The organism is Enterococcus pseudoavium NBRC 100491 (assembly GCF_001544295.1).
GTDB classification, from domain to species: Bacteria; Bacillota; Bacilli; order Lactobacillales; family Enterococcaceae; genus Enterococcus_A; species Enterococcus_A pseudoavium.
Genome location: NZ_BCQF01000011.1, coordinates 36,694 through 58,520 on the forward strand (window position 1 = coordinate 36,694; position 21,827 = coordinate 58,520).

Genomic DNA, 21,827 nt, shown 5'->3' on the forward strand with positions numbered 1-21,827 from the left:
ATTATCTCGATATATTTTAGAGAAGTTTCTTTAAGTCATGATGCTTATTGGCAAGTTTTGAACGATATTCTTTGGTAGCTATAATCAAGCCCTTCACGTTTTCTCTATCGTCACCTGCAAGTTGTTCTTCGAATTTAATTGACTCTTTGAACAAACGCTCAAGCTCACGCCCCAGTTTGTTTTGGTTAGCGATATGATACACTCCGCCTCCTATCAGTGCAACGGGTGCTGCTACCACCGCAGCTACACTAACGATACCCCCAACGGCTCCAGCAACACCAAATCCTGCAAGTGCAGCCATAATCTCAGCACCACTCATTCCGGCAAAAGCAGCAAATACCACTCCGATGCCAACTGCTCCAGCGCCCAATCCGCTAATTGCTCCTGCTAATTCGGGTGGGAATCCTTCTGAAAAAGTAATTTTGTCACGATTTTCTGTCAGAAATGCCTCCTCTGATACGAGCAACTTAAATTCATCAACTTCTTTTTTGTCAATTGGAGTAATATGCCCCATCACATCATCAATAATATTACCCATAATAATTCTCCTCGGTTTACAATTTCGTGTATGTAAATTATACATCAAAAATCAAAACTGCGCTTTTACTCCTTAATCAGTAAGCATAATTCCTACGTCTCAAAACAGCTAAGCTCTTATCTATTTCAGGTGCAAGCCGTCCAACCAATGTCCCATCATCAAGCGTAATCTTGATGTCCATCGCTTTAAGCAGTGCCGGGAACATTTCAGTCGTGATATTTGTAAGTGCATCCACTTTGGCTCCTAAATCAAGCATTGAAAAAGTGCTGTCGATAGCGGTATGAATACCTGTATCAATATCGAAGTTCGGCATATCTAACTTGGTTGGAATGGCATCTTGCATGGTTTTCGCCACACCCGTCATTTCCTTATCGAAACCAACGCCAATCCCCAAAGCCATATTCTTCCCAATTTCATCTCGGAACAAGGTTGATGGTGAGTGAATGCCAAAGAAGTCCTTGATACTGTCCACCACACCACCGAAGAAGCCTGAGATTTTGTTTCTCAACCACCCTGCGGCATCAGCGATACCATTCCACAAACCTTTGATGAGGTTGAGACCAATGTTACCCATTGTCGAGATATATTCTCCAAAGGCATTCACAAGTCCCGTGATAATTTGAGGGACGGCTTTGACGACCGCAGAAATAATGGCTGGCAGGTTCTGAACTAAAGCCACCAGCAACTTCACACCTGCAAGGATAATCTTGTCGATGTTTCCAACCAATGTCCCCGTGATGGCATTGATTATCTGAGGTAGGGCATTCGCAATAGTCGTGATGATTTGTGGCAAAGCACCAATCAAAGCAACCAAGAGTTGAATACCTGCATCAATCAACTGAGGAATAGCGCCAATCACCGCATTGATGATGTTTTGGATAATCGCTGGGATAGCTGACACAATCGCTGTAATAATGTCAGGCAATGCCGATACCAACGAGGTCAACAGCTGAATCCCTGTCTGAATAATGACTGGAATGGAACTGATAATGAAGTTCACGATACCTGTAATAATCTGAGGTAACGCACCAATCAATATAGGTAGTGCAGTAATCAATCCTTGAGCCAGTCCCATGATGAGTTGTAGGGCAGCACCCAAAAGCAATGGTAAGTTCTGAATCAGCCCATTCACAATCGTGATAATTGCCTGAATAGTAATCGGAATCAGTTCAGGCAACGCCTCACCGATACCATGAATCAGGGTTGTCACAAGTTGAAAGGCAGCATTGATGAGGAGAGGTAGATTCTCAATCAAGGTCTGAACGATCGTGAGGACTGCTTGAACCATCACAGGAATAAGTGTCGGTAATAAGCCCAAAATCGTCTGCAAGACCTGTGAGAACAAGGAAGTCACTGCCTCAAGTAAGGTTGGCAACAAGAGTCCAATTGCCCCAATGACCGCATCAATTACAGCGGGTAAGGCGGACACGATATTTTCAATCACGGGAATGATGTTCTTGAGGACATTTTGAAAAGACTCAACCACATTTCCAATCAGCGAGCCAATATCTGCATTAGCATTTCCGAGTCCAGCCATCAAGTTTGAAATCGCTGACTGCATTCCGTCAATTGAACCACTGATGGTTTCAGTTGCTTCCTTGGCGGTCGTTCCTGTGATGCCCATTTCGGTTTGAATGGCGTGAATGGCTTCTGTCACATCAGCGAAGTTAGACAGGTCATATTTCTTGCCCGTGATTTTCTCAGCATCAGCAAGTAAACGTTCCATCTCGCCTTTCGTCCCGCCATACCCTAATTTCAGGTTATCTAGCATCGTATAATTCTGCTTGGCAAACCCCTGATAAGCATTCTGAATGTCGGACATATTGGAGCCCATCTTGTTGGCATTATCACTCATGTCGGTGATGGCTTGGTCCGCTACACCCGCTGCCTTTGCCGTATCACCATTTAGCGACTGGATCAAGCTTGCAGAGAAACCTGTGACTGTTTCCATGTATTCATTAGCGGACATCCCTGCCGTTTTGAAGGCATTATCCGCTGACTTCTGAACCGTCTTTGACGCATCACCAAAAAGGGTATCAACCCCACCGACCAATTGTTCATAGTCAGCATAAGCTGATACCACTTGTTTGCCTAATTCAATTGCGGCAGCACCCGCAGCAAGAGCCACTGCTCCCATTGCTGTGCCAATGCCTTTAAGGACACCACCGAACTTCTCGAATTTGCCACCAGACTTTTCTGCCTCATCACCCGTATCCTCGAGTTCATTGCCAAGGTTATCCGTTTCTTTGGTGACATCGACTTCTTCTTGCCCCATTGAGTCAAGTGCCTTCTCGTTGGTGGCAAGTTCTCGCTCCATGCCGTTCAGCTGAGCCTTGGCATTGTTGAGCTGAATTGCCCAGTTTTGTGTTCGCTTGTCATTTTCTCCAAAGCTGTCTGATGCGTTTTGAAGCGCACTTTCAAGTGTGGTAATTTTCTCTTTCTGAGCATCAATCGACTTATTGAGGACGGCATTCCTGGCAGAAACCGCCTGAATGCTTTTGTCGTTCTTATCAAACTCAGACGATACTAGTTTCATCTCTGAACCTAGCACCTTGAAGGATTGGTTGATTTCACGAAGGGAATTTTTGAACTCTTTTTCACCTTCAACACCAATCTTTAATCCAAAGTTATCTGCCATGAAATCTCACCTCCTCTCAGATTTTTAGGCGCGAAAAAAGCACTTAGCCCGGTTGCTAAATGCCTAATTCTTTATGATTGAATTATCGTTAAAACACTTTTTGGAATTTTGCTTGAAATTTAACTTTTTCATAGCCAATCTTTTCGTAAAATGCATGTGCCTCGGGTCGTTCTTCTCCCGAATTGAGGCGTACACCTTCTGCACCAATTTCTTTTGCCCATGCTTCTGCAGCTATCATGAGTGCTTTTCCAACACCATGACCTTGAAATTTTATTGAAACGGCAAGTCCCATGATATTCACAAGCAAATCACCAAAAGTTCCCAAATATTTGTTTGCCTGCACATAGCCAGCAAACTCCCCGTCTATCTCAGCAACATAAATCACTTGCCAGTCTAGTGACAAGATTAACTCCAACATTTCCTTGGTTTTTCCAAGCGGATAATCATAATGCAATTCTTCAGTATTAACCTTTTGTATCTCTTCAGCATCTTCAAGCGTTGCAAGTCGAATGTTCATACTAATCCTTCCTCTCTTTGAGTAAATGATACCTCTTTTCCTCCCAGATATCACTTTGTTTCAATCTAAATTCCCGCGGGAATAATATCATCAATGAACATCTCAATTTTAGGCTTGCTGATGCCAGTGAATTGCTTATGGCATTCCCACAAATCTAAAAACAATCCAAGTGGGCAGAACCAGAAATCATCTGGTGTCATACCCATTTGAACTGTTCCGTAGTAATAAAGGCGAGTAAATGTTTCAATATCACTTACTCGCCTGCTTTGTTTTTTGTTTCAATCTCACTTTCAATGTTGCGAGCTGTGCCTTTGAACATTGCCTCCGTAATCGCTGACTTGTATTCCGCCAACTCAAGCGGAGAAGTTAATAGCTCAACATACTCAGTCGTGAGTTCTTCTTTCTTGTCGTCCTTGTTCTTCAAGTTATGAATCTTGATGGACTGATTAGCTAAAAGTGTAATCAGCCAGATGATTTCATCCAGGGCAAGTTCAAAGTTTTCGGACTTGAGGAGTTTTTCGCCCAAGTTTTCTAATCCACCATAGTGACTGGCGATTTCCTTCGTTGCTTTGGTGGTCAAAATGAGTTCATACTCATCTCCGCCAAGCGTTATCTTGGCACTTCGTTCTTCTGTCATGATATTCTAAGCCTCCGTAAATTCTGGTTCATAGACACTTGCGTACCACCCACTGATGGTTGCAGCATCAACACCCGTATCATTTTCGTCCACTTCTGCTTTCCACGGATGCTTGCCTTGCCCATCAAGTTTGTTTCTACGCATCACCGTACCTTCAATCGTTGGGGTTGAGAAAGTAATGTCGTCACCCTTAGTTGCCAAACTTGTGCTTGGTACAGCAAACTTCACTCGGTAAAGCCATAGGTATTTGTATTTCCCATTTGATTTACGAGCACGGAAACCAATCGCAACTGGTGTGCCTCCGTCCTCAGTCGTTGAAATCAAGACACCGTTTTGGTCAACAGTTGCTCCCACAAGCACCGCAGCCACACTTCGGCCAATATCATCCACGCCAAGCGTGAGTTTCCCATTCTTAAATTCTTTTACCACTTCTGATGCACCATCGTCCGCAAACAAAGTCGCCTCTGCTAACTCAACTGAAAGTTCAGCAGAGATTGCCTTGGCAAGCATGGTTGGCGTGCCGTATGTTTCTTCCCCAGTTGTTGGGGCTTCGGTAATTGGTGCGAAGTAGAGTTTATCTAAACCTATCGTAGCCATCTTATCCCTCCATTTCGTAATGTTTGGCGACATCTATCGCCACATGAAAATATTTCGTTTCTTTCTCAAAGCCTACAAACAATCGATCCGTAATCGTGAAATCAGCTTGCAGCAGTACTTGAGTGATTTGTTTTTGTAATTCCAGATAGTTGACTTTTGAGAACAATGAAATCCGAACCTCGTTCACATCAATCAGAGGATAATTGTCTCCAAATATCTCAAATCGGTCAGTGAGTGGTGTGAGTACCACATAAGTATCGGGATCTGAATCACTAAATGCTCCCGTTTCACTTGGAATATCAAGTTGTGTCAAAAGACCCGTTAATTCCTCCAGTATGGTCAAATTCCCTCCACCTCACTTTCCAATTTTTCCTTCATCGTCTCAATACAAGCTTTCCTTGATTGCGACTTAGCAGGTTTCAAGAATGGTTTTGGTGTTTGACCATGACGACCGTATTCGAGGATATTGGCAATCTTGGCATTAGAATCACCATCAGACCGTGGTTCATCAAATCCTACCTTGATATTCCAATTCCCGTCTTTATCCTGACGAGCTTGTGTTGTGCCGAGTGCTTGTTCAATCTCACCAGTTGACCGACTTTCAACCTTGGTATTTGCACCAACAACGGCTGAGAGGTTGGTTCGCACTTTCGCTTCCACCACCTCAGCCCCACTCTCTAACACTCGTGGCAAAATTTCATCTGTCTTGCTTTCCAGTTTTGAAACCTTCGTCAAGAAGTCCTCGGGCATCTTCATCATCGCTTTAGCCATCCGCACTCACCTCAACTTTCGTGGTCAGAACTTCGAGATACATCCTTCGGTTTCGAACGTTTTCAACGGAGATGATTTGATACCTATCGTTGTCAGAGAGAATCACCATTTCAGTTGTGACCGTGAGATTTGGAATCACCCTCAGACGAAATAGACAGGTTGCTGAACTAAATGTGGATAGGTTTAACCACTTCTCGGTGGCGTTCTTTTCTTCCTTGTAGGCTCGAACACTTGCCAGAACCTCATCTTGTTTGCTCACAAAGCCCGCACTATCTTTTCGATTGGTCGTCTTTACAATCTGTATCCGTTGATTCATTTTTCCAAAACTCATACTTGCCACCGCCTATCTAGTCGGAGTAACAGATTGACTGTATTCCAGACTTGACTACTGGCATTGACATTATCAGAAAAGAAACCTGCTGTTGAGCCGTCACGACTTTCATAAAAATGACTGGCAAGCATGATAATTGCTTGTTCAGTCGTGGCGGGGATTTCATTTTCCGAATAATAGCCTTCTGTAAGGTGTTGGTAGCTTTCGGCATAGGAAAGAGCCGTCAGAATCAATCGTTCCAACAGCTCATCATCTTCACTATGCTCGAGTATGAGATTCGCTTTTACCTTCTCAAGTAAATCGCTCATAGGCTTGCTCCTTAAGATGCAGCAGCGGATGCTTTCATCTTCAAGATTTGAACCGCTTCAGGTAAGACAAGTTTCCCGTCCACACGTTCTTTGGCAAGGAAACCGACCATGCCGTTACCTGCGAAAAGTTCACGAAGTTGGTCGAATGAACGCACGCCACGGTCGCCAATATTGTAGTAGCTGAAATCACCAAAGGCAATGACAGGTTTGCCGGCAGCCACCGTTGGCACATACTCAGACGTGTAAACCGGATAACCATAAAGGCGATCAGGTTCACCTGCTTGGACTGCTGGTTGCCACAAGTAGGCACCATTGTTGTCTTTGAGTTTGCGGAGTAAAGCAATCGTCTGGTCGTTCATGATGAACTTCGCATTTTTGCGGTATGGACGTTTCAAAGCGTAAACGAGGTTGATTAATTCATCACCCGTAATAGAGCTTTGCGTGTTGGTTGTCACCGCAACTTGACCGCCACCAGTTTCAGCAAAGATTCCAAGTGGTTTGCCCACACCGTCACCATTCAAGAAGGCATCTTCTTCGGCATTGGATAGGGCTTTAGTAAATTGGTCAATGATGTAGCTTTCGAGGTTGAAGGCATTGTCGTAAAGCAACTCATCAGTAATCTTAATCGCCACATGAAGTTTGTGAGCATCAAGTAAGATTTGGTCGAAGGTTGCGTCCCCAAAGCTCAACTCCCCACCTTCTTCAATCCATGAAGCTGCGGGTTTGTTACCTGCAATATTGATTTTGTGCTCACCACTGGTCGTAATGGTTGTTCCAAGGGAGCGCATGATGTTTTCAGAAGTTAATCCATCAATCAAGCGTTTGTCGTATTCCTCTGGAACAAGATAACCACCGGCAGCATCAACTCCTTCTTGAAGGACGTTTGAGACTTGGCGGAAGTTTGACCGAAGGGCTTGAAGGACGCCTTCTTTGTACTCGTTTGAGGCACGACCTGTCTTCTTGGGTTTGTCGTTATTATTTTCAGCTTGCATGGGTTGCGAGGTCAAAGGCTCAGACATAGGTTTTGCCATTTCACGTTCCATGTTTTCCATAGACTGCATACGCTCGATTTCTTTGGTAAAGTTAGCGACTTTTTTCTCCATGTCAGAGTAAGTCTTGGCATCCTCATCAGACATCAAACCGTCTTTGTCTTTCTTCGCTTCAACGAAGGCTTTCGCACCTTCCCAAGCGAGTTTACGTTTTTCCATCAATTCTTGAATTTGGTTCATAGGTTAATCCCTCCATGTTTTCATTAAAAATAGCCGTTCCTCAAGAGAATCGGCTTTGACAGTATTTGTTGGTTTTGTTTCTTCTTTTGGTTCAGCTGGCTTAATGCGACAGCGCTTGGCGATTTTATCCATGAGTGAATTCATCACCGTGGTTTCCGAGAAAGTCATCTTAGGTAGGTCTTCGTCAACCTTACCGTCAACATCATCGGCAAAACCTAAATCAACCGCTGACCTCGCATCCATCCACGTTTCAGCATCCATCATGTGCGCAAGTTTCGTTCGACTCATGCCGGTCTTAATTTCATAAGCATTGATGATACTTTCTTTCACTTCATCAAGCATAGCCATTGCCTTCTGCATATCCACTCGGTCACCAAACGCAACCGTGGACGGATTGTGAATCATCATCATGGCAACGGGGCTCATTACCACTTTGTCGCCTGCCATTGCAATTACTGATGCTGCCGAAGCCGCAAGTCCGTCAATCTTAATCGTCACGTCACCCGAGTATTCTTTCAGCATGTTGTAAATCTGAGCTGCCGCCACACAATCGCCACCTGGACTATTAATCCAGACTGTGATATTTCCTTCGCCACTCATCAGTTCATCTTTGAATAGTTGTGGTGTGATGTCATCATCAAACCAACTAACCTCAGCGATTTGTCCGTTGAGGTAAAGGGTTCGGTCGGAGATTTGGCTTGGCTCTTGGTTCTCCTGCGTTTCGGGTGTCGTCAGATTTTTCGGTGTCTGATTCACCCACTTCCAAAACTTCTTCATCTTGGCTTTCTTCCTCCTGTTCGTTAGTTTTTGTGGCAAATGCTCCAGCATCTTTGAGCGGTAGCATATTGCCGTTCACGAGATACAAGTCCCCACCTTCCTCTTCAGGAATACGGTCGAGGTTTTCAAGTTCTCGAATATCGTTAGCTGACATCCACCCGTTTTGACGTCCTGTCGCATAACCGTTCATGCGTGACTGATAATCACCACGAAGAAGTCCGTCCACATTGAACTTGATGAAGTAGTCCTTTTTCTCGTCCAATGAGAGGAGGGCTTTGGTCATAGCCTGTTCCCACCGCATCACCCAAGGGTCGAGGGTGTACTTCACAAATTCTAGTGACTGTTGCTCGATATTTGAAAAGCTCGACTTCTCAAGGTCACCAACCATGTGTGGTGGCACTCTGAAAATTCGAGCTATCTCGTTAATTTGAAATTTCCTAGTTTCTAGGAACTGCGCTTGTTCTGGTGAAATCGATATGGGGCTGTACTTCATCCCTTCTTCGAGAACGGCTACTTTACTGGCATTGGATGACCCTCCAAAGGTTGCGTTCCAACTTTCACGGATGCGGACTGGATCTTTCAATGTTCCTGGATGTTCAAGGACACCACCGGGATTAGCACCATTCGCAAAGAACTTAGCTCCATACTCCTCACAAGCTATCGCCATTCCAATCGCATTCTTAGCCATGGCAATAGGCGAATATCCTACCAAACCATCAAATCCAAGCCCAGGAATATGAAGAACTTCTGCCTTAGAAAGCCTAACTTGTGGTCCGGAATCTACCGTGTAGAGGTAGTAAATCTCTTTGTTTTGGTCGCGATTGACCGTCATTTTGTCAGGCATTAGCGGATACAAGCCAACCACCTCACCTTTCCCATTTCGGATGATTTGAGCATAGGCATTACCCCAAAGCAATAAATGGGTCATGAGCGTTTCTCGAAACACGAATGAAGTCATCTCGCTATTTGGCTCATCATGGAGCAAGAAGTAAAGCGGATGGTCGACAGCCTTTTCTTTCCCACCGCCATCACGATACTTGTAAAAGTGTAGGGGCAAGCCTGCGACCGCTTCCGCTAAGATGCGTACACAAGAATAGACTGCCGTCATCTGCATAGAGCTTTGTTCAGTTACGACTTTTCCAGCCGTTGTCCCACCAAACATAAATCGGTATGGCGAGCTAATGGTTTGGTTCATTGGTTTGTCTCTCGACTTAAAGAGTCGGTTAAATATTCCCATTGGTTACTTCCTTTCTGAATTTTGGGTATTAAAAAAGCACCTCAAGTGAGATGCCAATTTTGAATTATTGAAATCTGTGCGAATAAAAATCTAAAATTGGAACTCCTTTTTCGCTAAGATAATTCCCTAAACCACACTCCAAGTCTTTTCTAAGTCCATCCGTAATCTGAGGAAGCGGAACAATCAATACAAATTCTTCATTCCATTTCTTTTTAAGGTGGGCAATTATCATCCCAGATGGATTTGTATTGCCAAAATTTATATCATTGCTGGCAGCAACACATCCTAAGTAACCATCAGTAGTGAACTTCAACCAAATAATGTGATTAATATTATTTAACTTGTACTTATCTTTCAGTGGTCCGTATGGTACTCCAACATTCTTATTTTTTCTAATGTCACCTTTATCAATCTTATGATCTACAACTGTGATATTTGGTATCCCTACCACTTCCTCAAAAAAAGTGGTAGTCAACTCAATGACTTTCTCCTTAGCAGTCGGTTCCCTATCTGCTTGCCTTTCAGCTTCTTCTATCCTCTTATTACCGTCTACTTGAACAGAAGATGCTTTCCCATATAATCCGGGAAAATTATCTTCTGTTCTCCCTCGAAATTGAGTGTACTTGTATAGATCTGTTGAAATTGAAATCATAAAGAAAAGCCCTCCGATTTAAGGTTCTAAAATCATTTTACTATACGAGAATTAATCATTCACCTCATATCACAGAATTAACAAACCCCTATCGTCATAGACACTTGCAGAATTGTTGTTCCCACAACGGATAGCACGGTCGAGTGCCATGATGGTCGCAATCGCACCATCAATCTTCTCCGTTGATTTTTCTTTATCGGCTTTGATGTTTCCTGCAGGGTCAGTTCGAATGAAGATGTTATCCATATTCCACCGAAGAACGGGATGAGCTCCGTGAGCGATTTTCTGCTCAAGTGTCAGTTTCATCAGCTCTTTCGTTGGCGGGCTCATATCCTTAAACCCTTGTCCGAACGGTACAACCGTAAAGCCCATTCCCTCGAGGTTCTGAACCATCTGAACAGCACCCCAACGGTCAAAGGCGATTTCTCGGATGTTATATTTTTGCCCTAGCTCCTCGATGAAGGTTTCAATGAACCCGTAGTGAACGACATTCCCCTCAGTAGTTTTAAGCCACCCCTGCTTTTCCCATAAGTCATAGGGAACGTGGTCACGTTTCACCCGAAGGTCAAGTGTGTCTTCAGGTATCCAGAAGTAAGGCAAGACGACAAATTTGTCATCCTCATCTTCAGGCGGAAAAACCAAAACAAAGGATGTGATGTCGGTGGTGCTTGAAAGGTCAAGACCCCCATAACAGACACGTCCTTCTAGCGATTTCTCATTGACCTTGAAGCCGCAAGAATCCCATTTATCCATTGGCATCCACCGAATGGCTTGTTTCACCCATTGGTTCAGGCGCAGTTGCCGGAATGAGTTTTCCTCAGCAGGATTTTGCTTGGCAGATTCACAAGCAGCCTTGACCTTATCAATGCCAACTGTAATACCAAGAGAAGGGTTCGCCTTCTTCCAAACTTTCGGATCTGTCCAATCATCACTCTCATCTGCCCCATAAATCACAGGATAGAAAGTCGAGTCGTGCTTACGTCCGTCTATAATATCAAGAGCCTTCTGATGCGTTTCGTAACAGATGGAATTGGTATCCGTCCCAGCAGTCGTAATCAAGAAATACAAAGGTTGGGTACGTGCATCACCTGAACCCTTCGTCATTACATCAAAGAGCTTACGGTTGGACTGGGTATGTAGCTCATCAAAGACGACCCCATGAATATTAAAGCCGTGCTTTGAATAAGCCTCCGCTGACAATACTTGATAAAAGCTGTTCGTTGGCTTAAAGACTATACGCTTTTGCGAGGCAAGAATCTTCACTCGCTTATTGAGCGCTGGACACATCCGCACCATATCGGCAGCTACCTCAAATACAATTGAGGCTTGTTGTCTATCAGCTGCACAACCATAAACCTCGGCACGTTCTTCACCATCACCACAAGTAAGCAACAAAGCGACCGCAGCCGCAAGTTCTGATTTCCCCATCTTCTTGGGGATTTCAATGTAAGCCGTATTGAACTGCCGATAACCATTTGGCTTCACCGTGCCAAATAAATCACGGATGATTTGTTCTTGCCAATCAAGGAGTTCAAACGGTTTTCCTGCCCATGTTCCTTTGGTATGACTCAGGCACTCGATAAAGTTCACGGCATAATCAGCTAATTCCTTATCGTACTTGGATGTCTTCGCCTTAAACTTGGTCGGTTTATATTTCTTCAAAGGCAACCGCACCACTCCTTTCCATAAGAAAAACAGCCCTCAAGCTGTTCTTCGAAAATTTTAGTTGTATGCCCCAAGCACACATTGCAATGCTTTCTCAACCGCATCATCACTTGGTTTAATATCCCATCCACGGTCGTAGTTGGCGACAATCTTTCCCTTCACTCTCAACTCAAGTTTGGAAATGCGACCTTCGTCAATCCCAAACTCGCTAGGTTCTTCAAAATGCTTCACGCTGAAGGTCACGCTGGTCTTATCAATCTTAATCACGCCATTAGTCCACATCTGTTTCATCTCCTGTCATGATGAAATGCACATAGTCATTCTTGTGGTCCTCAATGAAAATCACGAGTTCAAAGAAGTTTCGTTCGTGGGCAAGTCGCTGAACGTAATTGGTATCGAGCATATTGGTAAGCCCTGACTCTTGAATCGCGATGATTTGTTTCTTAATTCTTGGATTCATTTTGCCCATCCTTTCTACCTTGCTCGTAGGCTGCGATTAACGCATCCTCAAGGCTCCACACGGCAATGTCGAGGAAATCTTCACGGTCACTGTTATGTGCCTTCAAGTCACCCCGTTCAGGCAAACCGTAGATGTGTTTCTTGGCAATGTTGTAGATTTTACGTTTGCTCACTCCCATGGTTAGAACCCCTTCCTTATGCGAATCATATCCCAGTTATGTTCGGTTGGGTAAAAGTCCACCCAGACCAAGTCGTCATTCAACACCATGTCGGTGACAAGATCCCATGCCTCTTCATAAGTCGCATATTCCTTAACGGTTCCGTTTTGGAAAACCAGTTTGAAAGTTTTCTTGGGCTTGACGATTCGCACCATGTCCTCCCCGTACAACACGTTGAGGCTTGAACCATTGTCCCATTTCACGAGAAGCGAACCAATGTCATCCACCCCCGTTACTGTTCCTTGTGTGCCCTTTGGTGGGGCGTACGTGTCGCTCATGGCTACCAGTTCCACCCGTGTGCCTTCAGGGTATGTTTCTTTCAAGCGTTCGATTGTTTCACGATTTGGCATCATCTTGATGTCCTCCTTTTGCTTTTTTGTTCATTACATATATCACTCAAAAAGCCTTTTATATCAAGTGATTAGCCAGTTCTTAATGGTTTTAGTTGATACAATCGTCCCTCGAAAACACATCTTCATAGGTGAGCGTTTGAGCATCGCGGATCACTCGTACAGAGTCAGCTGAACCAACCTGTTCGATATAACGATTTACAATCACGTCAACGAACTTCTCATCCAGTTCAATCGTGTGGCAAATGCGGTTTGTCTGCTCACAAGCAATCAACGTTGAGCCGCTGCCACCAAAAGGATCAAGCACAATGCAGTTACTCATGCTCGAATTGGTGATTGGATAGGCAAGCAACGGAATAGGTTTCATGGTTGGGTGGTCACCATTTTTCTTAGGTTTATCAAATTCCCAAATGGTCGACTCCTTACGACCTGTGTACCATTGGTGCTTGCCTTTCTTCTTCCAACCGTAAAGAACCGGCTCATGTTGCCACTGATAGGGAGAGCGACCAAGGACGAGGCTTTGTTTCTTCCAGATACAAGTTCCCGAGAGGTAAAATCCCGCTTCAACAAAAGCTCTACGGAAATTCAAACCTTCCGTGTCTGCATGGAAAACATAAATGCTGGCATCATCAGCCATTGCTTTTTCCATACAAGAAAAAGTGTCATACAGGAATGTGTAAAACGCCTCGTTTGCCATATTGTCATTTTTGATTTTGCCCGCACTACCTTCGTAGTTCACGTTGTAAGGAGGATCCGTCACGGTGAGATTGGCAAGTTTTCCATCCATCAGAACATCATAGGTTTCTTGCTTGGTACTGTCTCCACAAACCAGACGGTGATTGCCAAGCAGCCACAAGTCCCCGGTTTTCGAGAAGGTTGGTTTCTCAAGTTCGGCATCCACATCAAACTTATCTTCTTGTGCTTCCGCATCGCCATTCAGTAACTGGTCAATCTCAGCAGCATCAAAACCGAGCAAGTCCAAATCGAAGTCCGCACCTTGAAGGTCAGACAACTCAATCGAGAGCATTTCATCGTCCCAGCCAGCGTTCATGGCGAGTTTGTTGTCGGCAATGATGTAGGCTCGCTTTTGTGCCTCAGTTAGATGCTCGATAAAGATACAAGGCACTTCTTTAATACCTTCTTCCTTCGCCGCCATAATTCGTCCATGCCCTGCAATGACATTGAACTCTTCGTCAATCAAACAAGGATTAAGAAAGCCAAACTCACGAAGGGATGCACGAAGTTGGAGAACCTGTTCCTTGGAGTGAGTTCTTGAGTTACGGGCATAGGGGACGAGCTTTTCAATGTCTACTTTTTCAAAATGGTCGATTGTTTTAATCATCTAGAACAACCCCCATTCCGCCAATTTCTCGAATCCTCCAAGTTGATTCACGAAGTCTCGTGCTTCCTCTACGATTTCCAAGTAGGGCAAGCCATCAACTTGGTCATCACCAATGGCACAAACTAACTCGACTGGTTGTCCCGTTTGTTGGGCTTTAAGAAAAGCGTGGATGTTGATTGAGACATCCGCCTTGGATAAGTCTTTCCCGTGTAATCCACCGCCTGTGACTGAGTCAGCCATATCTGAACCAAGCTTACGGTTGGTTGCTCCAGTATCCACATCAGGACCGCCAGTCCAATCACCCAGTGGATTCACTTGAGCTATTGGATACAATTCCAAGAGGTCAGCTGTCTTGGCGTGACTTTGACAGATGATTAAACGGTCACCGTCAAGGATGTACTTGCCATCTGTTGGATACTTGTCATAAAGGTCACGTACGATTTTTGAGAGCTTGAGTTGTTCATCAGTCAATGGTGCTCCCTTGAATATGCCGTTATCACCACAACGAATTTCATCCGCTTGGTTTTCTGCAAGTTCTTCGTCTTGAGGGACGACCACAATGTCTTGTTTGACATCACCCGCGATTCGTTTGATTGCATTTCGCACTTCCTCAAAAGAAAGAGCAGTTGAAGTTTCAATAATCACATGGCACACACCATGGCCGATTAAAACCTCAACTGCTATCTTTGGATTTGTTTCTTCTTGGTAAGCCAAGTCCACGATTGCCCCAGCAATACGGTCGGCAAGCTTGTCAGGATGGCTTGGATTTACTTTTTCTATCATCGGTTTAATTTCCTTTCTTGGAACGAAGCAAACGTTCCATCATGTCATCATTGGGACTACCTTCAAAATCTGTCGTGCAATTTTGCTTTACAATATCGAAAATCTCATACCATAAAAGATTGGCTTGCTTCTGAAAACTTTGGCTCATTGTGACGAATGGACTCGTCACCACGCCACCCGTTGTTGGGTGTTTCCCGAGCAGACCATATTGGCTGACAGCCTGTTCGCACTGAATGTAACGCGCAAAAGCTTGAGCGTAACTTTCAAGCACACGAGGACTTACTAACTTCTCGCAGCCACGTTCCTTCAGCCACAACCACGTTTCACGGAATAATTCATCAGCGCCCAAGGTTGTGCCGTCCTTTTGTTTAGCAGAAAGGTACTCGCTTGGGTCTGGCATATCTGCTCCTTCAAGCTCAGCCCCTTCGCCAATATCACCTCCGACCAATAATGTCTCAGGTTCAAATTCATGTATTTCGATTCGTTTGCCGGACTTCCCGGCTGCTAATTTATCTGCTAGAGGCGTTGGTTTAGAACCAGCCTTCGCACGTCTACCGCCTCTATTTGTACCGTCTCTTGCGATGATTCTCGCCTCCTTTTCCTCTAGGGGGTTAATAGGGGCTTTGAATTGAACTTTTTGCGCGTGAGAGCCTAGCGCGCTGTTCAATTCGATAGGTCGTAGAGATGTTGACCGCCCCTCCCCATTGCTAACTCTTACAAGCTAGTTTTATCTTTCGTATTCATTCGTGTCATATGGATGCGTGAGTGGCAGGATTTACACACACTCATCAGATTAGAAAAGTCATGCGTTCCGCCTTCACTTAGTTCTTTGATGTGATGGACAATCTCGGTTGGCGTAAGCCTTCCTTCTGCCTGACACATCTCGCACAAAGGATGAGCTGCCACGTATCTTGCCCGTATCTTTTTCCAAGCTCTGCCGTAACGTTTGTTGGTCTCCGGATCACGCTCGTATTTCTCGTAACGTTTCCTCGCAAGTAATCTATGCTCTTCGCAGTAGTCGGCATGCGTTAGGTGCGGACAACCAGGATACTTACAGGGTTTAGCCGGTTTCATTGGCATGGTGTGCTCTCCTTTCTGTGCAAAGTAAAAGCCCTCGCAGATTTCTCCACGAAGGCTTGGTTGGTTATAGTTTTTTGATAATACTATTTTACCACCTTGAATTAATTACACAATGTGTCATTGACTCTCATGAACTCTCACGGTGTGTCAACTTTCAATTTGGTACTGAAAAATGATTCAAAGCGTTGGCGTGGATGCGATGAACAGTGCTTTGAGAATAACACATCTGCTTAGCAATCACACCCCAACTCTTCCCATTCACGTACCTAGCACGAAGTACTGCACGTTCATCAACGTCATCAAGAGTAGCAATTGCTTCACTGATATCCCATTGCAGATTCAACAAGGCTTGCTTAGCTTTCTCAATCTTGTTTTCCGTCTCAGCAATCCGTTCAAGACTTCGGATGAATGGTGCTTCCGTATTCTTTGTACCGCTATTGATTCGTTCTTCATCATAACGTACAGCGGAGACGGAAACTGACAAAGCTTTCATCTCCTCCAATTCCACCTCAAGAGAGTTGATGTGCTTTTTCATTGCATCAGTCTGTTTTAGATATTCTTTTGGTGTCATTTGCCGCCTCCTATCTGAACCACTCGTACTGTAGAAGATCCTGTTCTGTTTTACCGATGAGCATTTCAATTTCGTCAGTGGTCATGCCAAGACCATCGGCAATTTCTGACATCTCAAAGCCCATGTTGTAACGAAGATGGAAAACACGAAGTTTCAAAGGATCTTGAATTTCCATCGTTACCTTATAAAACCACTTGGTTAAGTCGGCATAAAATTGAATCTTGCCTGAAGTTATTCGCTCCAAATCCTCGTTAAGCTGATACTCAGGATTTTCCTTCGACTTTTTCAAGTATAAATCCAAATCTTCCTTCAGTCCTTTACGCAATGCATATCGTTTTTCAAGTACACTAATCATTTTGTTTCCTCCAATCTTGCCTTCACGGCATCTATCAAACTCGCTTGAGTCTTATCTTTTAGTTTCAAAGCCAACATCACATCTTCATCAATCGTATCCTTGACGATGATGTGATGGATGACCACAGTGTCGTTCTGTCCTTGTCGCCACAGCCTTGCATTGGTCTGTTGGTAAAGCTCAAGGCTCCACGTTAACCCAAACCACACAAGGGTCGAACCACCTGCTTGTAGGTTCAGTCCGTGTCCCGCACTTGCTGGATGAATCATAGCAACAGGAATGTTTCCTTTGTTCCATTCTTCAATGTCGGAAGCTGTCTTAATTTGATGAACCTTGAACCGTTCTTTGATTCGCTCAAGGTCGTGTTGAAACCAATAAGCGATTAATATCGGCTTGCCGTTCGCTCCTTCAATCAAATCTTCCAAAGCATCCAATTTCTGGTCGTGAATGTGATGGCTGACGTTGAACTCGTCATAAATTGCACCATTCGCCATTTGCAGTAGCTTGTTGGAAAGAACTGCTGCATTAGCCGCATCGATGTCTGCATCTTTGAGTTGTAGCACCAAGTCCGCCTTAAATTTGTCGTACTTCAACCTCTCTGCCGGTCCAAGGTATACAGGCACTTCGTTTATCACGAGTTCAGGCATATCCAAGAAGTCCACCGACTTCATCGATATCGTAATATCGGAAATCTTATCGTAGATTTCTTGTTCGGCATTTTCTCGTGGTTTCCAAGAATAGATTTGCATGCCGTTCCGCTTATCAGGCAAGAAATACTTGTCCCGATACCTTGAGATGTAATATTCCAACCGCTCACCCATATCTAAAACCTTGAACTCCGCAAACAAGTCCATAAGACCATTACTTGAAGGCGTTCCCGTCAGACCAACGATTCGGTCAATCTTATGTCGGACTTTCATCAAACTTGTAAATCGTTTTGCCTTGTAGTTTTTGAAACTGCTCAACTCATCGATTATCACACAGTCAAAATCAAAGTCATAACCAGACTTCGTGATTAACCAATCCAGGTTTTCTCGGTTAATCAGATACAGGTCAGCCTTCTTCCAAAGTGCCTCTTTACGTTGCTTGGGTGTGCCGAGAACCACGGAATAGGTCAAATCTTTCAAGTGATCCCACTTCTCAATTTCACTTGGCCATGTTGAAGACGTTACTCTGAGGGGTGCGATGATTAAAGTTTTCTTGACGGAAAAATCGTCATACATCAAATCCTTAATGGCTGTGAGGGTCGTTACTGTTTTTCCAGACCCAAGCCCATATCAAGGAATAAAGCAGAAATCTTGTTGTTCTTGATGTGCTCCATCGCAAACTTCTGATATTCATGTGGTATGAACTTCATCGGGCATCACCTCCAATTCTCTCAATCAATGCTGGAATCTGCTCAACATCATCAAGGATAAAGCACTTGAATCCTAAATCCTTGAATTGCTTCATCCGATAAAGCTGTAATGCTCGAGGTTTCTTCGTTGGTGCTTTCGCCTCAACAAAGCCCATCTTGCCATTTGGCATAAGAACCAATCTGTCAGGCACACCAGACAGCCCGGGTGATACGAACTTAGGACAAATACCACCTCTTGCCTTCACTGCTTTCACCAGTGCCATTTCAACTTGTCTTTCTCTCATAGCCACACCGTCAAATACTCAAAGTATGCATCACGCAATACTTCAAGATGCCCTTCGTTGGTGTAGTGAATCATCAGATATGCGACTTGCTTCTCGAATGACTTTTTCCAAGGATAGGTCATATCATTTGAGGCAAACTCGTAAAATGCATCAAAACTGGCATCTCGTTTCCCGATACCGATTTCTAACCATTGCTTAAATTTCATAGTGTTAATCTCCAATTCTTTTATTGGTGCATAGGTGTGAATACCTTTTCTATAACTTTATATAGGTCTTATTTTTTTACCTTCTAAGAAAAGTTATATAAAGGCATACACCTTAATACACCATTACCGAAAAATCCCTTTAATCTAGGAACTCCGAGGCTAGTTTCAAACCATAAACGGTGACACCTTTTTTACTTCGCCGGCGCGTGATTCCTTCGGCTTCCAAAGCTGTGTAGAAATCACCTGCACTCCTTGCATACTCACCGTTACGCATACAGAAAGCACGATACTCGGTATAAAGCTCGCCCGACTTTTGGGTGTAGGTCTTATCAACCTCACAACACTCATCCAAGAAATGACCTAACCAGTCATTATCAGATTTGTATTGCTTGAGGGCTTCATCAACCACCACTGGCAGTGGAAGATGATAGTTAGCTGCAATGACTTTCTTTGCACCCTCGATAATCCACTGCAAGATAGCACCACCTGCATTTTCAAAGAGATAGTCTGCGTAATTCTTGATGTCTTTGTTGCCTTCAATCGTGGCAAGGAATGGAATGACAATCAGCCGTCTCCACGTCCCCTTATCAATCGCTCCAACCTTGGGCAGGTGATTGGTATAAAGCACCAAAGTATGGGTGGGTACATACTTGAACGGATCCTTGTATTTCTTCTCAGCCGCAATTTCGTCAGTCGAGCACAACTGCTTGATATTGGATGTGTTAAGGCGCATCCCTTCCTCAAGCTCGGCTGCGATGAGGAGGCGTTTGCCTTTCGCTTCCGCAAGTTCAGGTTTCACGTTTCTGCGGATTTGACTGGTCAAAATATCAGCGGAAATGCTACCCGAGTAATTCCCGAGCACTCGACTGATGACGTTCCAGAAAGTGGACTTCCCGTTTCGACCTTCACCGTAAGAAATGATGAGTGCCTCAACGTAAACCTTGCCAATAGCAGCCAAACCCACAATCATCTGGACGTAATCAATTAGCTCTTGATCGCCCACGAAAATGGTGTTAAGGGCATCCAACCAGACTTGGTCATTGTCAGAGCACGGGTCACATTCCGTCTGCTTGGTGATGTAGTCCTCTGCCTTGTGGGCTTGGGTTACACCGGTACGTAAATCGTAGGTGGCGGAAGGTGTGTTCAGAAGAAACTCGTTCACATCGAGAATGCGTTGCTCGATTTCAAGCATGGGACGTGCCACCTTTAAGGCTGACGTCAAATACTTGTCATCCCGTCTCTTCACTGCGTATTTCTTGTAAGCCTGAGCTGCCTCAAACAATTCATACGAGTGGGCTTGGACTTTGTTGAACATCGTCACTGCTTTCTTAGGACCAACGGATGCGAGAATTGCAAAAGCCCCGTTCTTCACCATTTCTTGGGTTTGTTTGGTAATAGCCGTTTCTGCTTCTTCAAGTTGGCGTTCCGTCAAAGCTTGAGCTACTGCTTGTGACTTGGGTGCAGACTCCTCCCAGTAAGACCCGTTGTAAACGATATAGTCGGTGGATGGTGAATAGCGGAGTTTGCAGGCATACTCCCGTGCTAGGACAGTGGCTTGCCCCACATCTGAGTAGTCGGTCGGTTCAAGCTCTGTGTCCTTGTTGTACTGCTCTGGTGGAATGTAGTCTTCTTGCTGCTTGACCTTCTTCCCAAAGTTCACAGCTGAATTCCAGATGGTCTTAAGCTCCTCGTCAGGGAGTGGCGGATTACAGTTCTCCGCCTGCTCGAGAAAGAGGTCATAAGTCTCTTTCTTTGCCCCGTACCGCTTGATGAGCTTTCCAGCGATGTGACTCATGGTCGAATTTCGAGACCCCTCGCCAATCTCCGACAAGCTGTTCTCCCAATCCGTAAACAAGTCCTCTGAAAGAGTGTCAGTAATGCGTTTCGAGCCTTCGTTGATTTCGACATCGGTGTTGCTTGTTCCGAAAAGGAGTCTTGCTGCATCCATCGCATTGTCGTCAAAGTAAGGAAACACCTCGTTGATTTGTTGTTTCAAGTTGACGTATTCGTCCTTATCAGTGACAGGACTAATTGGGAAATAAACGTGGAACCGTGGACGAGCTACCTTATCACCCTTGACCTTGTTGTGATTGCGTGAATAGCTAACCGCAAAAGCAACATCTGGAAACTCCATCGCCACATCAAGGGAAGTTACCCAATCAGATGGGTTATCCGAATGGTCATTGTCGCAATCGAGCGGAATCACATCAGACTGGATGAAGTTGTCACCTTTTCGGTAGTTGTTCTTATATTCCGCAGTGACGTGGTCATATTGAACAGCATGTTGGAAACTTACCTTGTCAGTGACCACATCCTTAGTTGGGAACACGCTGGTCTTGGAATTGCCGACAGAGTTCGCTGTGTAAAGCGTGAAATTAATCATGGAAAACCTCCTTCATCTCCTCGTCAAAATAACGGATATGCTTGCCCCACCATTGGGCTTGTTCCAACTCAATCGCCATCCCCTTCGACAGGTGGTTGCCAATGACCCAGATTTCCTCACATTTGCCGAGCAGGACTAAGTCCATATGGATAGCCAATTCACGCTCGGTAGTTTCATCCATAAACTGTGGGTACATGAGATGTGGGGCGACTGGCATACAATCGTGGTCAACAGCATAACGACAGTAGCGCTTGGTCTTTTCAATATTTGTTAACTCATCGCCTGAGAAAGCTGAGCAGATATAAACCATTGGTCGGTAATCAGATCGTTTAGGCATTGGGTTCTCCTTCCTGAATTTTCCGACTGCAGTTGGCACAGCAAACTGCCGTACTAAACAAATCAGAATCTCCATCTTTCAAAACTTCTGCTAAGTCCACCGAAACTTCTACCCCACATTTGGGACAAGTGCAGTAGACGTTTTCATCTGTGATTTCGATGGTCAGTTCAGCCACATCACTCATTTTTTCTTTCACATAAAACATAGA

The 21,827-nt window shown here is 44.5% G+C and carries 29 protein-coding genes and 1 pseudogene; all 30 read right to left on the minus strand.

The features are described 5' to 3' along the window. Positions 1 to 16: 16 nt before the first annotated feature. The 30 genes and pseudogenes from EP1_RS06840 to EP1_RS06985 all read right to left on the minus strand — a co-directional run bounded on the left by EP1_RS06840 (position 17) and on the right by EP1_RS06985 (position 21,824). Positions 17 to 538: a hypothetical protein gene (locus EP1_RS06840; RefSeq protein ID WP_067625569.1), complete on the minus strand. Its 522-nt coding sequence runs from the start codon at positions 536 to 538 to the stop codon at positions 17 to 19. 76 nt (positions 539 to 614) lie between these two features. Then, positions 615 to 3,176, minus strand: a complete 2,562-nt coding sequence (locus EP1_RS06845) for a phage tail protein (RefSeq protein ID WP_067625572.1) — start codon at positions 3,174 to 3,176, stop codon at positions 615 to 617. An 88-nt stretch (positions 3,177 to 3,264) separates the two neighbouring features. Continuing rightward, complete coding sequence (locus tag EP1_RS06850; protein WP_067625574.1) at positions 3,265 to 3,693, minus strand: GNAT family N-acetyltransferase; 429 nt, start codon at positions 3,691 to 3,693, stop codon at positions 3,265 to 3,267. 253 nt (positions 3,694 to 3,946) lie between these two features. Next, entirely contained in the window at positions 3,947 to 4,330 is a 384-nt protein-coding gene (locus EP1_RS06855; RefSeq protein ID WP_021722431.1) for a hypothetical protein, read from the minus strand. 6 nt (positions 4,331 to 4,336) lie between these two features. Beyond that, the gene (locus EP1_RS06860) at positions 4,337 to 4,927 is read right to left on the minus strand and encodes a major tail protein (RefSeq protein ID WP_067625580.1); all 591 of its coding nucleotides are present in this window, start codon (positions 4,925 to 4,927) and stop codon (positions 4,337 to 4,339) included. Between the two features lies 1 nt (position 4,928). Beyond that, positions 4,929 to 5,270 (minus strand): hypothetical protein, encoded by a 342-nt coding sequence (locus tag EP1_RS06865; protein ID WP_067625581.1) that lies wholly within the window; start codon positions 5,268 to 5,270, stop codon positions 4,929 to 4,931. Next, on the minus strand, positions 5,267 to 5,698 hold the full coding sequence (locus EP1_RS06870) for an HK97-gp10 family putative phage morphogenesis protein (protein WP_067625588.1): 432 nt from the start codon (positions 5,696 to 5,698) through the stop codon (positions 5,267 to 5,269). Before EP1_RS06870 ends, EP1_RS06865 begins: the two co-directional genes overlap by 4 nt. Next, the gene (locus EP1_RS06875; RefSeq protein ID WP_067625591.1) at positions 5,691 to 6,029 is read right to left on the minus strand and encodes a head-tail adaptor protein; all 339 of its coding nucleotides are present in this window, start codon (positions 6,027 to 6,029) and stop codon (positions 5,691 to 5,693) included. Before EP1_RS06875 ends, EP1_RS06870 begins: the two co-directional genes overlap by 8 nt. Beyond that, a complete protein-coding gene (locus EP1_RS06880) occupies positions 6,026 to 6,337 on the minus strand; it encodes a head-tail connector protein (RefSeq protein WP_010753824.1) in 312 nt (103 codons plus the stop codon). Before EP1_RS06880 ends, EP1_RS06875 begins: the two co-directional genes overlap by 4 nt. Before the next feature lie 11 nt (positions 6,338 to 6,348). After that, on the minus strand, positions 6,349 to 7,566 hold the full coding sequence (locus EP1_RS06885) for a phage major capsid protein (protein ID WP_067625593.1): 1,218 nt from the start codon (positions 7,564 to 7,566) through the stop codon (positions 6,349 to 6,351). Between the two features lie 3 nt (positions 7,567 to 7,569). Further along, complete coding sequence (locus EP1_RS06890; protein WP_102573172.1) at positions 7,570 to 8,322, minus strand: head maturation protease, ClpP-related; 753 nt, start codon at positions 8,320 to 8,322, stop codon at positions 7,570 to 7,572. Then, positions 8,219 to 9,580, minus strand: coding sequence for a phage portal protein (locus EP1_RS06895; RefSeq protein WP_067625597.1), 1,362 nt, complete (start codon positions 9,578 to 9,580; stop codon positions 8,219 to 8,221). The genes EP1_RS06890 and EP1_RS06895 overlap by 104 nt, the downstream gene beginning before the upstream one ends. A 64-nt stretch (positions 9,581 to 9,644) precedes the next feature. Continuing rightward, positions 9,645 to 10,232 carry a hypothetical protein gene (locus tag EP1_RS06900; RefSeq protein WP_067625599.1) on the minus strand — a complete coding sequence of 196 codons (588 nt, stop codon included), beginning with the start codon at positions 10,230 to 10,232 and terminating at the stop codon, positions 9,645 to 9,647. 69 nt (positions 10,233 to 10,301) lie between these two features. Further along, the gene (locus tag EP1_RS06905) at positions 10,302 to 11,900 is read right to left on the minus strand and encodes a terminase large subunit (RefSeq protein WP_245630591.1); all 1,599 of its coding nucleotides are present in this window, start codon (positions 11,898 to 11,900) and stop codon (positions 10,302 to 10,304) included. A gap of 54 nt (positions 11,901 to 11,954) precedes the next feature. Beyond that, positions 11,955 to 12,179: a DUF7678 domain-containing protein gene (locus EP1_RS06910; RefSeq protein ID WP_067625607.1), complete on the minus strand. Its 225-nt coding sequence runs from the start codon at positions 12,177 to 12,179 to the stop codon at positions 11,955 to 11,957. Then, a complete protein-coding gene (locus tag EP1_RS06915) occupies positions 12,169 to 12,357 on the minus strand; it encodes a DUF5049 domain-containing protein (protein WP_067625610.1) in 189 nt (62 codons plus the stop codon). The genes EP1_RS06910 and EP1_RS06915 overlap by 11 nt, the downstream gene beginning before the upstream one ends. Continuing rightward, a complete protein-coding gene (locus EP1_RS06920) occupies positions 12,341 to 12,535 on the minus strand; it encodes a DUF6900 domain-containing protein (RefSeq protein WP_002362779.1) in 195 nt (64 codons plus the stop codon). The genes EP1_RS06915 and EP1_RS06920 overlap by 17 nt, the downstream gene beginning before the upstream one ends. A gap of 2 nt (positions 12,536 to 12,537) precedes the next feature. Then, the gene (locus tag EP1_RS06925; RefSeq protein WP_067625613.1) at positions 12,538 to 12,927 is read right to left on the minus strand and encodes a DUF4314 domain-containing protein; all 390 of its coding nucleotides are present in this window, start codon (positions 12,925 to 12,927) and stop codon (positions 12,538 to 12,540) included. 88 nt (positions 12,928 to 13,015) lie between these two features. Then, positions 13,016 to 14,266, minus strand: a complete 1,251-nt coding sequence (locus EP1_RS06930; protein ID WP_157065581.1) for a site-specific DNA-methyltransferase — start codon at positions 14,264 to 14,266, stop codon at positions 13,016 to 13,018. Then, the gene (locus EP1_RS06935) at positions 14,267 to 15,049 is read right to left on the minus strand and encodes an S-adenosylmethionine synthetase N-terminal domain-containing protein (protein ID WP_067625616.1); all 783 of its coding nucleotides are present in this window, start codon (positions 15,047 to 15,049) and stop codon (positions 14,267 to 14,269) included. 4 nt (positions 15,050 to 15,053) lie between these two features. After that, positions 15,054 to 15,449 (minus strand): P27 family phage terminase small subunit, encoded by a 396-nt coding sequence (locus tag EP1_RS06940; RefSeq protein ID WP_226898796.1) that lies wholly within the window; start codon positions 15,447 to 15,449, stop codon positions 15,054 to 15,056. A gap of 314 nt (positions 15,450 to 15,763) precedes the next feature. Continuing rightward, entirely contained in the window at positions 15,764 to 16,123 is a 360-nt protein-coding gene (locus EP1_RS06945; RefSeq protein WP_083507513.1) for an HNH endonuclease, read from the minus strand. A 160-nt stretch (positions 16,124 to 16,283) separates the two neighbouring features. Beyond that, positions 16,284 to 16,700 (minus strand): DUF1492 domain-containing protein, encoded by a 417-nt coding sequence (locus EP1_RS06950; protein WP_067625621.1) that lies wholly within the window; start codon positions 16,698 to 16,700, stop codon positions 16,284 to 16,286. Positions 16,701 to 16,710: 10 nt separating this feature from the next. Further along, positions 16,711 to 17,055 (minus strand): hypothetical protein, encoded by a 345-nt coding sequence (locus tag EP1_RS06955; RefSeq protein WP_067625623.1) that lies wholly within the window; start codon positions 17,053 to 17,055, stop codon positions 16,711 to 16,713. Continuing rightward, positions 17,052 to 18,409: pseudogene (locus EP1_RS06960) on the minus strand (SNF2-related protein). Before EP1_RS06960 ends, EP1_RS06955 begins: the two are co-directional and overlap by 4 nt. Then, on the minus strand, positions 18,406 to 18,693 hold the full coding sequence (locus tag EP1_RS06965; protein ID WP_067625625.1) for a VRR-NUC domain-containing protein: 288 nt from the start codon (positions 18,691 to 18,693) through the stop codon (positions 18,406 to 18,408). Before EP1_RS06965 ends, EP1_RS06960 begins: the two are co-directional and overlap by 4 nt. Next, a complete protein-coding gene (locus EP1_RS06970; RefSeq protein WP_067625628.1) occupies positions 18,690 to 18,899 on the minus strand; it encodes a hypothetical protein in 210 nt (69 codons plus the stop codon). Before EP1_RS06970 ends, EP1_RS06965 begins: the two co-directional genes overlap by 4 nt. A 139-nt stretch (positions 18,900 to 19,038) precedes the next feature. Beyond that, positions 19,039 to 21,282: a phage/plasmid primase, P4 family gene (locus tag EP1_RS06975; RefSeq protein ID WP_067625631.1), complete on the minus strand. Its 2,244-nt coding sequence runs from the start codon at positions 21,280 to 21,282 to the stop codon at positions 19,039 to 19,041. Then, positions 21,275 to 21,619 (minus strand): DUF7768 domain-containing protein, encoded by a 345-nt coding sequence (locus tag EP1_RS06980; protein ID WP_067625633.1) that lies wholly within the window; start codon positions 21,617 to 21,619, stop codon positions 21,275 to 21,277. Before EP1_RS06980 ends, EP1_RS06975 begins: the two co-directional genes overlap by 8 nt. Further along, a complete protein-coding gene (locus EP1_RS06985) occupies positions 21,612 to 21,824 on the minus strand; it encodes a hypothetical protein (protein WP_067625642.1) in 213 nt (70 codons plus the stop codon). The genes EP1_RS06980 and EP1_RS06985 overlap by 8 nt, the downstream gene beginning before the upstream one ends. Between the last annotated feature and the right edge of the window lie 3 nt (positions 21,825 to 21,827).

Coding starts and splice junctions, on each gene's coding strand:
- EP1_RS06885 (WP_067625593.1), bottom strand. CDS start 7,566: ATGAACCAAATTCAAGAATTGATGGAAAAACGTAAACTCGCTTGGGAA.
- EP1_RS06855 (WP_021722431.1), bottom strand. CDS start 4,330: ATGACAGAAGAACGAAGTGCCAAGATAACGCTTGGCGGAGATGAGTAT.
- EP1_RS06925 (WP_067625613.1), bottom strand. CDS start 12,927: ATGATGCCAAATCGTGAAACAATCGAACGCTTGAAAGAAACATACCCT.
- EP1_RS06920 (WP_002362779.1), bottom strand. CDS start 12,535: ATGGGAGTGAGCAAACGTAAAATCTACAACATTGCCAAGAAACACATC.
- EP1_RS06850 (WP_067625574.1), bottom strand. CDS start 3,693: ATGAACATTCGACTTGCAACGCTTGAAGATGCTGAAGAGATACAAAAG.
- EP1_RS06915 (WP_067625610.1), bottom strand. CDS start 12,357: ATGAATCCAAGAATTAAGAAACAAATCATCGCGATTCAAGAGTCAGGG.
- EP1_RS06845 (WP_067625572.1), bottom strand. CDS start 3,176: ATGGCAGATAACTTTGGATTAAAGATTGGTGTTGAAGGTGAAAAAGAG.
- EP1_RS06875 (WP_067625591.1), bottom strand. CDS start 6,029: ATGAGTTTTGGAAAAATGAATCAACGGATACAGATTGTAAAGACGACC.
- EP1_RS06950 (WP_067625621.1), bottom strand. CDS start 16,700: ATGACACCAAAAGAATATCTAAAACAGACTGATGCAATGAAAAAGCAC.
- EP1_RS06980 (WP_067625633.1), bottom strand. CDS start 21,619: ATGCCTAAACGATCTGATTACCGACCAATGGTTTATATCTGCTCAGCT.
- EP1_RS06945 (WP_083507513.1), bottom strand. CDS start 16,123: ATGAAACCGGCTAAACCCTGTAAGTATCCTGGTTGTCCGCACCTAACG.
- EP1_RS06870 (WP_067625588.1), bottom strand. CDS start 5,698: ATGGCTAAAGCGATGATGAAGATGCCCGAGGACTTCTTGACGAAGGTT.
- EP1_RS06970 (WP_067625628.1), bottom strand. CDS start 18,899: ATGAAATTTAAGCAATGGTTAGAAATCGGTATCGGGAAACGAGATGCC.
- EP1_RS06985 (WP_067625642.1), bottom strand. CDS start 21,824: ATGTTTTATGTGAAAGAAAAAATGAGTGATGTGGCTGAACTGACCATC.
- EP1_RS06880 (WP_010753824.1), bottom strand. CDS start 6,337: ATGAGCGATTTACTTGAGAAGGTAAAAGCGAATCTCATACTCGAGCAT.
- EP1_RS06965 (WP_067625625.1), bottom strand. CDS start 18,693: ATGAGAGAAAGACAAGTTGAAATGGCACTGGTGAAAGCAGTGAAGGCA.
- EP1_RS06895 (WP_067625597.1), bottom strand. CDS start 9,580: ATGGGAATATTTAACCGACTCTTTAAGTCGAGAGACAAACCAATGAAC.
- EP1_RS06975 (WP_067625631.1), bottom strand. CDS start 21,282: ATGATTAATTTCACGCTTTACACAGCGAACTCTGTCGGCAATTCCAAG.
- EP1_RS06900 (WP_067625599.1), bottom strand. CDS start 10,232: ATGATTTCAATTTCAACAGATCTATACAAGTACACTCAATTTCGAGGG.
- EP1_RS06935 (WP_067625616.1), bottom strand. CDS start 15,049: ATGATAGAAAAAGTAAATCCAAGCCATCCTGACAAGCTTGCCGACCGT.
- EP1_RS06910 (WP_067625607.1), bottom strand. CDS start 12,179: ATGTGGACTAATGGCGTGATTAAGATTGATAAGACCAGCGTGACCTTC.
- EP1_RS06860 (WP_067625580.1), bottom strand. CDS start 4,927: ATGGCTACGATAGGTTTAGATAAACTCTACTTCGCACCAATTACCGAA.
- EP1_RS06930 (WP_157065581.1), bottom strand. CDS start 14,266: ATGATTAAAACAATCGACCATTTTGAAAAAGTAGACATTGAAAAGCTC.
- EP1_RS06940 (WP_226898796.1), bottom strand. CDS start 15,449: ATGCCAGACCCAAGCGAGTACCTTTCTGCTAAACAAAAGGACGGCACA.
- EP1_RS06955 (WP_067625623.1), bottom strand. CDS start 17,055: ATGATTAGTGTACTTGAAAAACGATATGCATTGCGTAAAGGACTGAAG.
- EP1_RS06840 (WP_067625569.1), bottom strand. CDS start 538: ATGGGTAATATTATTGATGATGTGATGGGGCATATTACTCCAATTGAC.